This window comes from Leptospira interrogans (assembly GCF_900156205.1).
GTDB lineage: Bacteria > Spirochaetota > Leptospiria > Leptospirales > Leptospiraceae > Leptospira > Leptospira interrogans.
This window is the reverse complement of the sequence record NZ_FTNA01000010.1, coordinates 1-14,593: the sequence shown is the minus strand read 5'-3', so window position 1 is coordinate 14,593 and position 14,593 is coordinate 1. Positions and strand designations below refer to the sequence as shown.

Here is a 14,593-nt window from a genome sequence, read left to right as displayed (position 1 = left end):
TTCTAAAACTTTATAATTTAGGATTTTCATATTTTGTAAGACGGTAAAAGTGAAAAAGATTCTTCGATGGAATAGACCGGTCCATTTGAGAATGTTTTAGAAGAGTAGATATGAAATTCGGAAACCTTAAAATTGGAAGAAACAAAATTTGCAAATTCTTCCAAGTACATAATTACTCTTGTTTCGTTCGAATTTTTAAAACGGCCGATTGTAAGATGAGGCTGATAATTCTGTCGATCTATAGAAAAACCAAGTTTGCGAATTCCGGAATCTAAAGTTTTGTGAAGTTGTGAAAGTTCGATGGAAGGTTTTACAGCTGCAAAAAGGATAGAAGGAGATTTTTGTTTCCCGAAAGTTCCCACTGATTTTAAACTCAGATCAAATTCGGTAAAAGATATTTCCGAGCAAAAGTCGGATAGAATGTCCAGACATTCAGAGGATTGTTCGCCTAAGAATACTAAGGTGATGTGAAAGTTTTCTTTTGGAACCCATCGAATGTCCGAAAGACCGTAACAAATCGAAGTTAATTGTTCTTTTATTTCTTCTGGAATAGAGATTCCGAGAAAAGTTCTCATACTTAAAGTTTAGAATCCTTTTGGGTTTACGCAACTAGATTCCTACGTTATTCTTTTATGAAATTATAAACTTCTTTTACTCTTAAAATTCCTCTAAGAGAATTGCATAGAAATACCGAATTTGATCGAAACAAATCATCCAAAGAAAGAGTTTTCTCGTAAAATCCTTTTCGTTTTAAAAGGCGGTTTCTAAAAATACCGGGAAGTAAACCTGAAGACACCGGGGGGGTAAAGTAAGAATTTCCAATTTTTACGAAAATATTACTGATACTTCCTTCGGTGATTTCTTTTTTTTCATTCAAAAATAAAATATCAAGATGACCCGCTTCTCTAGAACGTTTTCCTTCCCGGTCGTATATTTCTCTTAGATTTGTTTTGTGTTTTCTGAATTCGGAAGAAGAATTCATCAAAGTATTACATATTTTTAATGTTCCTTTTTTGGGGAAGTTTTCGAGTGTTTGAAACTCAAGTGTAAATTTTCCGAGATAATTTAAACTGATCTTTACTCGATAAGTATTAGAGCTTATGCAATTTGTGGAAACTTTTTTCAAACAAGAAATCCATTCTTGTTCGGAAAAAGGAAATCCGAATGTTTTTGCTGAATTTTTGATCCTTTTTAAATGTTCTTTTTGAAAATAAAATATTCCATTTTTATAAAGTATGGTTTCAAAAAGAGAGAATTTGTTGGAAGCTTCCGTAAAAAATTTTGCTTTTTCTAAAATTTCAAGCCATTCTTTTTCAGGATCAGAATCCCAAGTAATCCCCGAACCGATTCCAATATTTCCTTTTCCTTTTTTTAATTCTAAAGTTCGGATTCCGATCGAAAAAACTGCGTTTTGGTTTGGTTGAATTACTCCGATTGCTCCGGTATAAACTCCTCTGGGTTTTTCTAACTCTTGAATCAGTTGCATCGCTCTAAGTTTTGGTGCTCCTGTGATCGATCCACCTGGAAAAAGTTCTTTAAAAATATCTTTCCATTCGATTGAATCTAATAGTTCTGATTGAATCGTACTCGTCATTTGAAAGATCGTTTTATATTTTTCTACCGAGAACAAATTTTGAACATGAACACTTCCTTCTTTACTAATTTTTCCGAGGTCATTTCGCATTAAATCTGTGATCATTAGATTTTCTGCTTTTTCCTTGTCGGAATTGATAAGAGCCTCGGCGTTTTTTTTATCCTCTTTGGGAGATTTGCCTCTTGGATAAGTTCCTTTCATTGGTTTTGTAATCAGAGTTTTTTCTTTTTTTTCAAAAAAAAGTTCCGGTGAAAAAGAAAGTATATCCCAATCGTAGGTTCTAATCCAAGATCCGTAGGGAACGGGTTGTCTTTCGGACAGTGTTTTATAAAAAGATAATATATCTCCTTCAAAATCAAAAAAAATTTTATCAGTATAGTTAATCTGATAAATTTCTCCCTGATAAAGTTTGGTTCGAATCATATCTAGATTTTCAAAATAAGTTTTACGGTTTGGAATCGAGGAAATGTAAAAGCCATAATTTTGAGAGGGTCCTGTTTCAATTTCGGGAAATTTTTCGGGGTTTTGAAAAACCGCAAAATACAAAAGCGGCAAAACGGTATCGATTTTTTTCCAGTTCATGTCGGAAAAAAAATAACCTGCCTCATAGGAAATAAAACCGGCTACATAATAACCTTGTTTTATATAAACGTTTATTTCGTTAAGAGAAGTTAACAGTGTATCTAAATGATAAACTTCAATTGTTTTAATTGGATTGCGGAATATAATTTTCCCGAAAGGATGGAATCCTTCGTCAAAAATCATAAAAGGCTGGTCAGAGAATAGTAGTTCTTCGATTCTCATTATAGAACAAATTTAATTTGGATTGATCATTTTGTCTCTTCGTTTCAAAGAAATCGTAAAGATCTGCGGAATCATTTTTATTTCTGGAATGATCTATTATGTCCTCGCGCTGATTGGAAGGAAAACTGCGATTTATCCAAGTTATGCTGCCGCGATTTGGCCTGCTTCTGGAGCAGCACTTGGTTTCACTTTACTTTTTGGAAATTATGCGGTTTTAGGAGTTTTTTTAGCTTCTGTTCTTTTCAACTTTGGAACGGGTATATTATCCGGAGATAATTTATATCTTAACTTTTTGATCGGTTTTTTTTCTGCATTTCAAAGCTATGTTGGAAAGACCGTTCTTACCCGTAAGATTCCCGGATATAAGATTTCCGATCGTACTCAGTTTGTATTTCTTTTTATTTTTCTAGAAGCGATTGTATGTGTAATCAACGCGACCGGTTCTGTGGCTTCGATGTACTTTTTGGGAGAGATCGACTTATCCTCAATTCGTCAGAGTTGGTTGACTTGGTGGGTGGGAGAAGTACTTGGAGTTTATGTAGGAGCACCGTTTATTCTGTTTTGGTTTAGAGGGCCATACAAGTTATTTCGATGGAAAGAATTTTTTGAATCTGCAATATTACTTTTTTTAATCGTATTTTTTTCTCTTACTTCATTTGATTTAACTACTTCAGTTTTTTTCTTCAATTATTCTTTAGGTTATGTTTTGGTTCCTCTGATTCTTTGGTCGGCATTTCGATTGGGAGAACGGGCCAGCAGTTTAGCAGTTATCCTTTCTTCTATCATAGCGATCTTTGGATCGATTCCTACAAGGTTCAATGCGGAATCTATTGGGGAGTCTAGTATTTTACTTCAGTTCTTTATCGCAGTTTTATCCATCACGAGTTTACTTGTTGTGAGTATGGTGAATGAAAGAAAAGAAGTGGAAGATCAGCTTAGAATTTCTCATCAAAGTTTAGAAGAGAAAGTGGAAGAAAGAACTCATGAACTTCTTCGTTCTAATGAAATTCTTCGAGAAGAAATTCAAGAAAAGAATGAAGCAAGGGCCGCTCTTGAAAAAAGCCAGACTCGATATATGGGATTGTTTGAACACCTTCCCGTTGCAATTATCGAGGCAGACTATTCTGAACTCAAACGAGTTTTAGATTGTCTTCCTTCTGATATTCAAGGGGACATTTTTTCCGATTACATCGAAACACGTCCCGATTTTGTTCGGCATTGTTTTAATTCGATCCAAGTAGTTGGAGTAAATCAAGAAACTGTAAATTTGTTGAGGGTCGGATCTATAGATGAGGTTTATAAAGGCTGGAGATTTTTTTTCAGTCAGGATAATTTTAAAGTTTTTAAAAGAGTTTTAAGAAAGATTCGCGAAAAATCTTATTTTTACGAAGTTGAAGTTGGTTTTAGGGTTAAGGATAATACAAGACTTGACATCAAAATTCGCTGGTCCGTTCCGCCTGGTTTTGAATCTTCTCTTTCTAGTGTGATTGTGACTCTTCTTGATTTTACAGAAATCAAATCCGCAGAAAGAAAGTTACAACTCTCTCTGAACGAAAAAGAGGTTATGTTGAAGGAAATTCATCATAGAGTAAAAAATAATCTTCAAGTGATTTCTTCTTTATTATCCATGCAATCCGATTACGTTCAGGATAAACAAAGCCTTTCTGTTTTTATAGAAAGCCAGAATCGACTCAGGACGATGTCCATGATTCATGAGGAACTTTATCAATCCGAGAATTTGGGTAAAATTCAATATTCTGTTTATATCGAAAAACTTTTAAATCAACTTTTCCAGGTTTATGGAAAATCAGATTCGGTTGTATTAGTAACTTTATTAGAGCCTTTGGATATTACGGTTAACCGTGCAATTCCGATCGGATTGATTATCAACGAATTAGTTTCAAATTCTTTAAAGTATGCTTTTCCGGAAGGTAGATCAATTCCTAACAAACCGGAGTTAAGAGTCTCGTTTTCTAAATCAGGTGAAAATTTAGAAATGCGTGTTGAAGACAATGGAATTGGTATGCCTTTTGGTTTTGATCTGAAGGATTCTAATTCGCTCGGATTAAAACTTGTGAATATACTTGTGAGACAACTAGGTGGTAAGATCGACTTTTCATCTGACTCTAAAAAAGGAACTCAGTTTAAAATTCATATTCCTCTTTCGATTGGTTGATTTAGAACTTGTCCCAAATCCTGTCGAGCGCCAATAGAAGCGAGACGCTGAGTTTCACCGATCCTTAAGAGGTGTTTGCTGAATTTTTCGAATGACCCGCGAGATTGAGTTTCACAAAAATGTGGGAATTACTACGAAAATTGAACGACATTAGAACTACTTGAAAGTTTCCAAACACGACTTAATTTGTAGGAACTACCGCATTTGATTAAAAATTTCTAAAAAATGATTACATAGTCGTTCCTGAAAAAATGGAAAAACTCAAATTTTGAGGCTAAAAGAAGAATCTAAAGGATTTCAAAAAATTTAGCTTTTTCTAGTTTAATTTTCACCACGTTTTATATAATTTTTTAATGCTTTCCGGTGATTTTATTTCTTACTATTTGTTCTTGGATGGCGTTTTATTTATGTTATACGACATTTGAGGCCTTTTTTAGGGACGACTACGTAAAATTTTTGAGATTTTTTAAGCCTAGGTCGCCATTTTGCCCATCTTAAAATATTTTTCTATGAAAGTTTATTTTCCCGTAAAGTGGGAACTCTTACAAAAATTATAATAACAGAAAAATAGAGTTGTTAAAAAATTCATAACGGAGATTAACAAAATTGCTTCGATCGACGGCTTCCCATGCAACAGAAGGAGAATTAATTTTTCAATAACTATAATATTAAAAAACTCTAAATCATACAATACAACAGTTTCTGTGGGAGCTACTACATTTTGCTGAAGATTTAAAAATGATTATTCTAAAGTTTTGAGGTAGGCTCTTAATTTTGAAAGATGTAGGAACTCATACGAGTTAAATTACGAAAGATGTATTTAGACTTTTGTAAAGAAACAAAATCTGTAGGAACTCCTATAAATTGAACGTGAGTTCGGCGTAAGAAAATGAGAAAAAATTTTTTAAAAGTATGAGTTCCTACAATTTTAGAATTTGTTCGTAAAATCGTGATTTGTGGGAGTTCCCACATTTCAAAGTTTTACCGTGAAATCTAAATTTGTGAGAGTTCCCACAGATTAAGTCACATAATGAATTTTTAAACATTCATTTTTATGGAAAAATCAGGTTTTTAGAAAAATAAACCATGGACTTCCGAACTCACCTCAAATTTAGATTTCACGGTAAAACTTTTTTTGCATTAAATTTACACTGAGGGAATTTTTATATAAAATAGTTTTTCCATTTTTATAATGTCCATAAAACGACGATTTTATACAAAAGTTTAATTAAGACTATGGTTCTTTTTTGGATTTTATCTAGATTTCTATAAATAAATTTTATACATTAAATTAGTATATTAAAATTAATTAAACTTCTAGAGCCTTTTTATATTCCTCAATTAAAAGTTCCGGATCTTCAATGCCAACGGAAATTCGGATCAAGTTTGGATCGAGTCCGTTTTCTTTTAAAAATTTTCTTCCTTCATCTTGAATCACTAAGTCGTAATGAGCCAGATAGACATAAAGCATATTGAGAGTAAACTCGGTGCCAAAACTTGGTCCTTTTAATAAAGTAAGTCGATCATAAAACTTTTCTAATGAAGTTGAAAGTTCAATCGATAAAACTCCAGAATGTATATTTGGAAGTCTGGTAACTTTTTGGAAGTTTTGAAAAGAATCTATTGCCCCTGTCCAAAAAACTTTTCTAATACCGGGTTGTTTTGAAAAAAAATCTGCGAGTTTTTTGACGTTCTCGCTGATTTTAAAAACTCTTTTTTCATAATCTTTGATTTCATAAGCTAGTCTTTCACAATCTCTAAAATATGGTTTTTCAATCCATTCTTTACATAGCGGAAGAATTTCGGAGAACCAATTTGAATTTTTATTTAATATTACAGCACCCATCATAAGGTCACCGTTTCCACAGGCGAATTTGGTTAAACTTTCCACGATTACATCTACGTAGGGGAGAATGTTGATTATCGCTGATCCTGCCACGGAAATATCTACAATCAAAGGAATTTTGTAATGGTCTACGATGGATTTAAGTTTTTCGTAATCCGGAACCAAAAGAAGTGGATTAGTAGGGCATTCCGTGATAATTCCAGCGACTTGCTCCGAATTTTGTTTTAAAAATATTTCCAGTTCTTCTAGGTCAGTAGCGTTGTGAATTACGTAAGAACTTTCTGTATATTTTTCTAATATTCTAATATTATCAACATATAGCCAACCCAAACGAACCCAAATAGTTTTTCCTTTCTTTTGTTGAATTAAGCTTAAGGATTCAAAAGCAGAATAGACACCGTTCATTCCAGAAGCGGAAAGAAGTATTTCAGGATTTAGATCTCCATAGAAAGAAGATAGAGTAGAAAGAATTTTATCGACCGGATTTTCTTTTTCAACTTTCTCCCTAAAAATTTCTTGTAGGATTCCTTTTTTTAAAAGGAAGTCCTCTGCCATTCTAGAAGAAGCAAGACATCCGGTGTGTTGAATGAAAGAAAGAATTTCTTTTTCTAAATCTTTTAAATCTGGAATGACTAAGGTTGTAATTCCTTCGTCTTCGATAATTTCAAAATTTTGAATGGAGAATTTTTGTACGATCCAGTTTGCAGCTTTTTTGGAAGAAATGATAAATTGGGGCGTGTTGATTTTTTTTGTATCCCTGTTGTAGTCTAAAATTCTGGCTATATAAGAATGTGCGACAAATCTGGGATAACCAGACTTCAATCTAGAAAGAGTTTCCGTTCTTTTTTCTTCGTAACCAATCACATCTGACAGTTGTGGAAGACTTACAGAAACCGCGTGGATGTTCTCAAATGGAATTCTTTCTCCGCAAAGTGTTCGGTGTGGTTCGTTGATTTCTTTTAACATTTTATGGATTCCAGTGGTTGTTCATTGGGAATTTTTTAATATGTAAATTTATTAAAATTCTAATGTGTTTGAGTCTCGGAAATTTTTCGAACTCTATCCTCTTCTGTTAAGGCTCCGATCAATTCGTCTAAGTCTCCTTCCATAATTGCAGAAAGATTATGGCTCGTAAAACCGATTCTATGATCTGTACATCTACCTTGAGGAAAATTATAAGTTCTTACTCTTTCAGAACGATCTCCACTTCCAATCATTTGTTTTTTGATCGCATCCGAAGCTTGCTTTTTATCTTCGGCTTGTTTTTCTAAAATTCGAGCGCTTAAAATTCTCAAAGCCTTTGCCTTATTTTTATGCTGAGATTTTTCGTCCTGACACGCAACTACAACTCCGGTAGGAATATGGGTAATCCGAACCGCAGAGTCTGTAGTATTTACGTGCTGACCTCCCGCACCGGAAGAACGATATACATCAATTCTAAGGTCGCTTTCATTAATTTGGACTTCTTCTTCGTCTGCTTCGGGAAGAACTGCAACTGTCACAGCGCTCGTATGAATTCTTCCTCCTGATTCAGTGCTTGGAATTCTTTGAACCCGATGTGTCCCGCCCTCGAACTTAAAAAGATCGTAAGCACGATCATCTTCTAAAGCGAAAATAATTTCTTTTAGACCACCGATTCCAGTTGGAGAAGAATCTATAATTTCGGTTTTAATTTTTTGTTTGTCCGCAAATTTAGAATACATTCTAAATAAATCCGCAACGAATAACCCTGCTTCTTCTCCGCCGGTTCCGGCTCTGATTTCCACGAGAATGTTTTTTCCCGAATTAGGATCTGGAGGTAAAAGTAGAATTTCGAATTCTCTTTCGAGAGTTTCTAATTTTAGATTCGCTTCTCGAATTTCTTCCTTAAGCATAGAATGCATTTCTTCGTCTTTTTCGGACTGAATCAATTCTTCTGCGTCTTTTCTATCCTTATAGATTTTGAGGTATTCTTCTACTTTGAGATACAGAGGAGTGAGTCTCGATCTTTCCTTATAAAGATTTTTCAGCGAAGAAGGATCTTTTGCCTGATTTAACTCTTCACTGATTCGAAGGTATTTTTCTTGTATTTTTTCAAGTCTATCTATCATTGAATGAACTCGACCTTTCCTTTATAAATCAACGCACTCTATGGAAAACCATATTTCCTTCGCAGAAGTTTTTTCTGAAAAATTTCTATCCTTATTGACCGATCTTAGAGGATATCGAAGCCCATTTGGCAAAACCGTAGGAAATCCTTCTGAACTCATTCAAGAATGTATTCAAAAGGCCTCGATTAGAGCCGGTGCAATTGGACTTGGGCTTTCTATTTCTAAAAGACATTTCGGTTATTTGACTTTGTTACCGGAAATGATCTTATTTTATAGAATTCAAGGTCATCTCGTAAAAGATATTGCCGCTCTTTATGGAAAAGAATCTCAAGTATCTCCCGAGATTATGAGTTATTGTATTTTTCCGGATAAAAATCACGCCTTGATTCGTTCTATCGTTAGAGACGTTGGCACCAGAGTACTCGTTAGACCGGCTACTTTGGAAATCTTTCGTTCAATCGGGTTTCATTTGGGATGGAAATTGTTTCAAAGGAATGGAAATTTTTCTTCAAGATTTTCCTGGTTGCCGTATATCGGCTCCGTTTTAAACGGAGGGATTTCTTTTCTAGATACAAAAACTACTGGTAGAAGGGCTAGGGACCTTTTTCAAAAGGAATTGGAATTTACAGGCCGATTTGAACAATAGACTTGGAAAAAGTTTTTTATTATCCTGGAAATTTTTATAATAACGTTACGGCTTTATTATAAAAAATAAAAAAGTTTCTGAGTTGGACTATCAGTATATTATGAAATTTAAAACTATTTTGAAAAATAAAATCAAACCCTATTGTTTTGCAATTTTTCTAGGAATCTATTTGTTCTCTCATGAAAAAATAATAAGCAGTAAGATTTCGTTTTTTCTTAAACAGATTTTTATAAAAAGGAACATGATCCTAGTCTTATTTGGGATTTCTTTTTTTAATTTCTGCAAAAGTAGTCACGAAACTTTTATCGAAGAAATTCAAGAACTCGTCGAACAAGAAAAATACGAAAAAGCTTCGGAAAAATTGAAGGAAAAACTTCAATTTCCTAAAGATAGAGACGAACTTCTTTCTGCAGAAGCTCCGGAATCTACTCGGATCATAGAATTTTCAAACGATCGTTTAAAACTTGTTTGGACCGAAGATCAAAAGATTTTTTTTCAGGATCTCGCAGCAGGAGAAAATAATTCCAGGAGTTTGGATCAGATTCCTTCCAATCTTTCCCTCTCTCAAAATGCGAATTATGCTTTGGTTGAATACACGATGCAAGCTTCCGGCGGTTGTAGATATGTAGCTATTTCTTTAAAAGATTCTAGTCTTTCTTACGAAGCAGGTGCTCAGGTTTCCTGTAAAAGTCGAGGATCGATTTTACCCGATGGATCAAAAATTTACTATTTCGTTGATGATAATCTTTATGAAGAAAAAACGGTCGAGCCTAGAAAACCAGTTCTTGTTTTACAAAAGGAAAAAATCGTATCACCTTTTCCTAATTTAAAAACACGTTTTTTAATGTATCCTTCGGGAAATTCTTTTTTAATTTTTTCAGGAAACGCTGGTGCCTATAATTTATATTGGTTTCATCCTTTTCAAAAAACAGCAGAAAAGATAGATAAGGATATTCTCAGTCCAATTTTATATTATGGAAATGGAGAAAGTGCTTATTATATTGGTGGAGAAATTGGTAAACTACATCTTAGAAGAATTAATTTTTCTTCTAAGGCTAAACCGGTAATCACGAAACTTTTTACTGTTAGTCGAAAAGAAATTAATCCCTGGAAGTTATCTAAAAAAAATGAGTTTTTGTCCGGTTACTCTGGGAAGGTGCATCTTTGGGGTCCCGCAAAAAAAAGTCAAAATCTTCCGATTTTATGTGAGCGCGTTTTTTTGACAGGGGACGATCGAATTGTTTGTGAAGCGGAGCCAGGCCAATTGTTTCTTAGTAAATTGGATTTTCAACCCGAGGACTGGAGTATTTGGAAACTCTATGAAGAAGTAAGAAGTAAATAAGGTGAGTTTAGAATTTATCTCGATCATCAATAGAAGAGAGACACTTTAGCTTTCAAAGAATGCAGGAACTTAGGTTGAACGTTTACGAATTTTACAGTAGTTATCCATCATCAAATTTTCGTAATTTCTAGGTTTTGTAATAAGTTCAAAAATGAATAGAGTTTTTGAAAAATGAATTCTCCATCTGTTTCTATTTCATGGAGATAGTCGATTGAGTCAGTTCTGTTAATTTGAACTGTAAAATTTTCAGTAACTCTAATGTGAAGATTTGTTTTATTTAAAATTTTAGTGGATTATCAATATTATATATTAGTAAATTTCTAATTTTTTATATACAAATTTCTTTAGGTTATAAGAATAAATTTAAAATTAGAGGTTCTCTACTATTTACTCCCGGAGTTGAAGAACCATATCTAGTTTTAATATAACTTCCTCCCCCATAAGTTTTATCCAAAAAAGAACCTGAAGGAATGACTCGAATCGTCGATTCTAAATTGGATTTTGTAGCCCATTCTTTTAGATCCGTTTCGGAAGGATTCTCACCTAACACGATCACTCTTGAAACGAATGTTTTTTTCACTTTTTCCTGAAATTCAGGGTTTTTAAATTCATCCAGATAGAAAATTCCAAATCTTGCAAAAGGAAATTGATAAGTTGTTAGTGAATTATTTTCGATTTCGTTAGACTGTATTTCCATTTTTTGGAAAGCGGTTAAATTTTTTTTCCAGGTCGCCGTAGGAGTTCTAGCCAATATGTTTTCTTTAAAAGAGATTTGTTTATTCGGATCAAAAATATAAACTACTTCTTGCCAAATTTTGAAATCAGGATTTGAATTTTCAATCGGTGTTAAAATTGAACCTGGTAGAATATAAACACCGTAGGTTCTGGATAAATTGGAAAAAATTCTTAAATATGTAGAGCTGGGGTTCGGTTTCTGTTCCGTATTCAATCCAAATATAGATTTAAAAAGAATCTCTAATTTAATAAAATGGAATGCTTCTTCAAGATTTGCTTTTTTAAAAACTTCTTGGCGGGAATTTAAAAAATACAAAAAACTTCCAGTATGAGGCGGAAAAACCACTAAAGTATTCTTTTTTAAAAGCCCGTTTTGTTTGGCTTGTTTGAGAGGTGCCTCCACAAATTTAAGAAATCTTTCTTCGGAAGAAAAATTTTCTAATCTCCACTCTGGCTGAATTACGACTACGTTTCCTGCATTTCTATCGTAGCCATTTGTTAAAATTTGATATTCCTTACGGGTGAGGGGGTTGTATTGTTCCGATGAAATTTGTTTTCCTGAAAAGATATACGCAATTCCTAAAAAAATAGGAATTAAGATGAATGAAGCGGCTACGTTTTTCCAAAATAGAATCATATTCTTTTTTTTTAATGTACTAAAGGGGCATATTCCTTGAGATATAGGTTTACCGCGTCGAGCATATATTCGGTAAATAAGGGACTCGGTTCATAAGTTTGAACTTTTTCCCATGAGATATAATCGTGCTCATCGGAGAGAATAATGTCCCCTCCTAGATAATCCGCGTGATAAGCAATAATGATACAAGGAAAATTTCCTTCGTTAACTTTGTGTTTGTGAATGAACAATGGCTTTGTAGAAACTCTAATTTGTACTTGCGAACCTAATTCTTCCTCAATCTCGCGTTGCATGCTGAGGCTCCAATCTTCAAAGAATTCATTTTCGTTCATCCTCCCGCCGGGCAAATCTCCTAAACCAGATTTGCGATCTCTGAGAATTAGAAGTTCGTCTCCTTTTCTTAAGAAAAGTTTTTGGGTAATCTGAAAAAAGCCGTGTTTGCTCATTCATTCTCCGGATTTCCTACAGGGGCTGAGATTTTTTCCTTATTGACAATCATTTTTATATTGGTTCGTCATTGTAGGAATTTGATTATAAAACACAATCGAATCGTATTACTCAGAATTATAAATAAAGTTTTCAATACTTTGTGCTAAAGAGGGCTTTGCAATAAAAATTTATGGTATTTAATTTTATAAGATTAGTAGTAAATCTGAGAGTTATTACTTTAAGAAAGTTATTTCTCCACAAACTTACTTTAATATTAGAGTTGTTGAAAAATTAATTCTTGATCTGTTTCCGTTGTATTGAAACGGACAATTGAAGCAATTTTATAAATCTTCACTATGGAATTTTTCAACAACCTTATTAAGTTTATTTCTGTTTTTACTTGGATCTATAAAATCAAGTATTGATAAAGTTGTTTGATCATTGATTTGAAAATGTTTCTTTTATCAAACCAGCGAGTTAAATTCTAAGATCGATTTGAATAAAAAAATGCAAGAATCAAAGTTAAAATAATGAATATTAAATTAAGTATAAAACCAGAATGAAGTTGTTTTCTTTCCGTCGGTTTTAGAAAATAGGCCGCAAAAATTACAGAAATAAAACCGCCTAAATGCGCCCAACGTGCTACCCCGTCTTCCGTAAAGACATTGGTAATGTCCGAGTAAACCATAATCCAAGCGACTAAAAAAACCGGAAATGGAATGTTTCTTTGATTAAAACGAAGTGAAAAAGGAGAAAGTAGTGCGGCTACTGCGGCGATTCCGGAGATCGCGCCGGATGCACCTACAACTGGAGTGGGGTCATGCAAGATCACTCCTCGGATGAAAGAATCCAACAAAGAAGAGATCAAAGCTGCCATAAAAAAAAACAAAAGCCATCTTCCTTTTCCGGCTTTATATTCTACTGCTCTTCCAAGGAAAAAAAGATAAAACATATTTCCAAATAGATGTATTAAATTTCCGTGATAGAACACGGCTCCAATCCAAGAGAGAGGTTGAATTTGTCCCGGATGATTTAAAAAATATTGTCGAATTAAATGTTCAGGAAGAAAAACGTTCACGATAAAAAAAGTCGCTACCATTAAAAAAACGAAAAAGGTAGTTAAAGGAAATTCAAAAAGAAGAGTTCGAATCAAAGTGTTTTTGTCCTCTCAGGAAATAATAAATTAAATAAGAATTTAAAATGATTTTTAACTTGATAATCATTCTATTTGAAAATTTTTGATCCCTTTGGTTCCCAAATCCAGCGATGTAACATCGCGTTGTAATTTCCACAATTATTCTAAAGATAATTTTATTTTCGGCCGGATCCACATTAAATTGAGAAAGAATCATGAAAATGTTTTTTGATATTTTTAAATTATTTTCAATGGATTACGATTAACTTGAAATCTTGTTTCATTAAAAACCGAAACCTGGCTTAAAAATTTGCAAAAGAATCAAATTCTCCTAAGCTTTTTTAGAAAAATCGGATTAAAAAATTTTGGAAACAATACAATTGATTCTTTCTAAATGTCTTTGGCTAGCTACATTTAAAATGGCACTTTTATTTAGAGAAAGTATTGAAGAACCCGATTGAAATTCTCGGATCATATTTGTAGTGATTGTCTCGGTTCCTTTTCTTTTTAAAAACTTGGTGATCGTGTCTCGGATTTTTTTGAATTTGATCAAATGGAAGAGATATTGGGTCCTGAAGGAAGGATCAATTTTTGGCTTTTTTAGAAGAAGCGTTGACTGCTTCAAAGAACGCGACTCTTGAGATTAGCTTTCAACAGTATGAAACTTTTTTAAAGTCCGAGATTTCGCAGGTAGATTCTACGATCAAGCAAGTGAAAACAACTCTATCGGGAGAAATTGAAAAGCTTCGTTATGAAGTGGCTGTTAAAATTGTGAATCTTCAAGGAGAAGTTTTAGATCTTCGGGCAGAGATGAAAATAAATTTCAGCGAAGTAAATTCTAAAATTTTAAAGCTTCAATTTGAATTCGAAATGGCTAAAATTAGAAAGGAATTAAAAACTGAAATTGCTGATCTTAGAGCAGAAACAAAAACCGATTTCTTAGAATTACAAAAGTCCATTGTAGATATTCGCAAAACTATTTCTACTCAAACTCGTTGGATTTTAGGCGGGATGTTAGGAGTTGCAACTCTTTTCGCTGCTATTGGAAAAGTAATAAATTAATCATTTTATTTCTGCCGAAGAAGGGACTCGCCCCTTCACAGTCTCGCGTCGTGCTCGACTGGGTTCCGGGGCGTCTCGAACTTGCCTCAGCACATCG

Annotated in this window: 13 protein-coding genes and 1 pseudogene; 5 read left to right on the top strand and 9 right to left on the bottom strand. The window is 33.6% G+C overall.

The window, feature by feature from the left end; translation table 11 throughout:
• Nucleotides 1–26: 26 nt before the first annotated feature.
• Nucleotides 27–575, bottom strand: a complete 549-nt coding sequence (gene thpR / locus BW942_RS09930; RefSeq protein WP_001258732.1) for an RNA 2',3'-cyclic phosphodiesterase — start codon at nucleotides 573–575, stop codon at nucleotides 27–29.
• Between the two features lie 47 nt (nucleotides 576–622).
• Nucleotides 623–2,398: an aminodeoxychorismate synthase component I gene (pabB, locus tag BW942_RS09925; protein WP_001217386.1), complete on the bottom strand. Its 1,776-nt coding sequence runs from the start codon at nucleotides 2,396–2,398 to the stop codon at nucleotides 623–625.
• A gap of 31 nt (nucleotides 2,399–2,429) precedes the next feature.
• On the opposite strand from pabB, the gene BW942_RS09920 reads away from it, so the two are divergent.
• Entirely contained in the window at nucleotides 2,430–4,574 is a 2,145-nt protein-coding gene (locus BW942_RS09920) for an MASE1 domain-containing protein (RefSeq protein ID WP_000058536.1), read from the top strand.
• Between the two features lie 1,309 nt (nucleotides 4,575–5,883).
• Here BW942_RS09920 and BW942_RS09915 read toward each other — a convergent pair.
• Nucleotides 5,884–7,386, bottom strand: coding sequence for an aminotransferase class I/II-fold pyridoxal phosphate-dependent enzyme (locus tag BW942_RS09915; RefSeq protein WP_000910559.1), 1,503 nt, complete (start codon nucleotides 7,384–7,386; stop codon nucleotides 5,884–5,886).
• 59 nt (nucleotides 7,387–7,445) lie between these two features.
• Complete coding sequence (prfA, locus tag BW942_RS09910; protein ID WP_000567183.1) at nucleotides 7,446–8,510, bottom strand: peptide chain release factor 1; 1,065 nt, start codon at nucleotides 8,508–8,510, stop codon at nucleotides 7,446–7,448.
• 40 nt (nucleotides 8,511–8,550) lie between these two features.
• On the opposite strand from prfA, the gene BW942_RS09905 reads away from it, so the two are divergent.
• Both BW942_RS09905 and BW942_RS09900 read left to right on the top strand, forming a co-directional pair.
• On the top strand, nucleotides 8,551–9,156 hold the full coding sequence (locus BW942_RS09905) for a hypothetical protein (RefSeq protein ID WP_000427417.1): 606 nt from the start codon (nucleotides 8,551–8,553) through the stop codon (nucleotides 9,154–9,156).
• Nucleotides 9,157–9,256: 100 nt separating this feature from the next.
• The gene (locus BW942_RS09900) at nucleotides 9,257–10,498 is read left to right on the top strand and encodes a hypothetical protein (protein ID WP_000669757.1); all 1,242 of its coding nucleotides are present in this window, start codon (nucleotides 9,257–9,259) and stop codon (nucleotides 10,496–10,498) included.
• 349 nt (nucleotides 10,499–10,847) lie between these two features.
• Here BW942_RS09900 and BW942_RS09895 read toward each other — a convergent pair whose 3' ends face one another.
• Together BW942_RS09895 and BW942_RS09890 are read right to left on the bottom strand one after the other, a co-directional pair.
• A complete protein-coding gene (locus BW942_RS09895) occupies nucleotides 10,848–11,870 on the bottom strand; it encodes a carbon-nitrogen hydrolase family protein (protein ID WP_000600224.1) in 1,023 nt (340 codons plus the stop codon).
• Between the two features lie 11 nt (nucleotides 11,871–11,881).
• Entirely contained in the window at nucleotides 11,882–12,316 is a 435-nt protein-coding gene (locus BW942_RS09890) for an NUDIX hydrolase (protein WP_000033731.1), read from the bottom strand.
• Between BW942_RS09890 and BW942_RS22105 the strand changes: the two genes are divergently transcribed.
• Nucleotides 12,284–12,466 carry a hypothetical protein gene (locus BW942_RS22105; protein ID WP_002075512.1) on the top strand — a complete coding sequence of 61 codons (183 nt, stop codon included), beginning with the start codon at nucleotides 12,284–12,286 and terminating at the stop codon, nucleotides 12,464–12,466. The two genes, BW942_RS09890 and BW942_RS22105, sit on opposite strands and share 33 nt — an antisense overlap.
• Before the next feature lie 317 nt (nucleotides 12,467–12,783).
• Here the strand turns inward: BW942_RS22105 and BW942_RS09880 are convergent, their stop codons facing one another.
• The 3 genes from BW942_RS09880 to BW942_RS09870 all read right to left on the bottom strand — a co-directional run bounded on the left by BW942_RS09880 (nucleotide 12,784) and on the right by BW942_RS09870 (nucleotide 13,987).
• Nucleotides 12,784–13,452, bottom strand: a complete 669-nt coding sequence (locus BW942_RS09880) for a rhomboid family intramembrane serine protease (RefSeq protein WP_000621499.1) — start codon at nucleotides 13,450–13,452, stop codon at nucleotides 12,784–12,786.
• Nucleotides 13,430–13,651, bottom strand: coding sequence for a hypothetical protein (locus BW942_RS09875; RefSeq protein WP_000603897.1), 222 nt, complete (start codon nucleotides 13,649–13,651; stop codon nucleotides 13,430–13,432). Before BW942_RS09875 ends, BW942_RS09880 begins: the two co-directional genes overlap by 23 nt.
• 138 nt (nucleotides 13,652–13,789) lie before the next feature.
• Complete coding sequence (locus BW942_RS09870) at nucleotides 13,790–13,987, bottom strand: hypothetical protein (protein WP_000589227.1); 198 nt, start codon at nucleotides 13,985–13,987, stop codon at nucleotides 13,790–13,792.
• Here BW942_RS09870 and BW942_RS09865 point away from each other — a divergent pair.
• Nucleotides 13,988–14,496, top strand: a pseudogene (locus BW942_RS09865) (LA_3696 family protein).
• The last annotated feature ends 97 nt before the right edge of the window (nucleotides 14,497–14,593 follow it).

Coding starts and splice junctions, on each gene's coding strand:
- BW942_RS09905 (WP_000427417.1), top strand. CDS start 8,551: ATGGAAAACCATATTTCCTTCGCAGAAGTTTTTTCTGAAAAATTTCTA.
- prfA (WP_000567183.1), bottom strand. CDS start 8,510: ATGATAGATAGACTTGAAAAAATACAAGAAAAATACCTTCGAATCAGT.
- pabB (WP_001217386.1), bottom strand. CDS start 2,398: ATGAGAATCGAAGAACTACTATTCTCTGACCAGCCTTTTATGATTTTT.
- BW942_RS09890 (WP_000033731.1), bottom strand. CDS start 12,316: ATGAGCAAACACGGCTTTTTTCAGATTACCCAAAAACTTTTCTTAAGA.
- BW942_RS09875 (WP_000603897.1), bottom strand. CDS start 13,651: ATGATTCTTTCTCAATTTAATGTGGATCCGGCCGAAAATAAAATTATC.
- BW942_RS09895 (WP_000600224.1), bottom strand. CDS start 11,870: ATGATTCTATTTTGGAAAAACGTAGCCGCTTCATTCATCTTAATTCCT.
- thpR (WP_001258732.1), bottom strand. CDS start 575: ATGAGAACTTTTCTCGGAATCTCTATTCCAGAAGAAATAAAAGAACAA.
- BW942_RS09915 (WP_000910559.1), bottom strand. CDS start 7,386: ATGTTAAAAGAAATCAACGAACCACACCGAACACTTTGCGGAGAAAGA.
- BW942_RS09900 (WP_000669757.1), top strand. CDS start 9,257: ATGAAATTTAAAACTATTTTGAAAAATAAAATCAAACCCTATTGTTTT.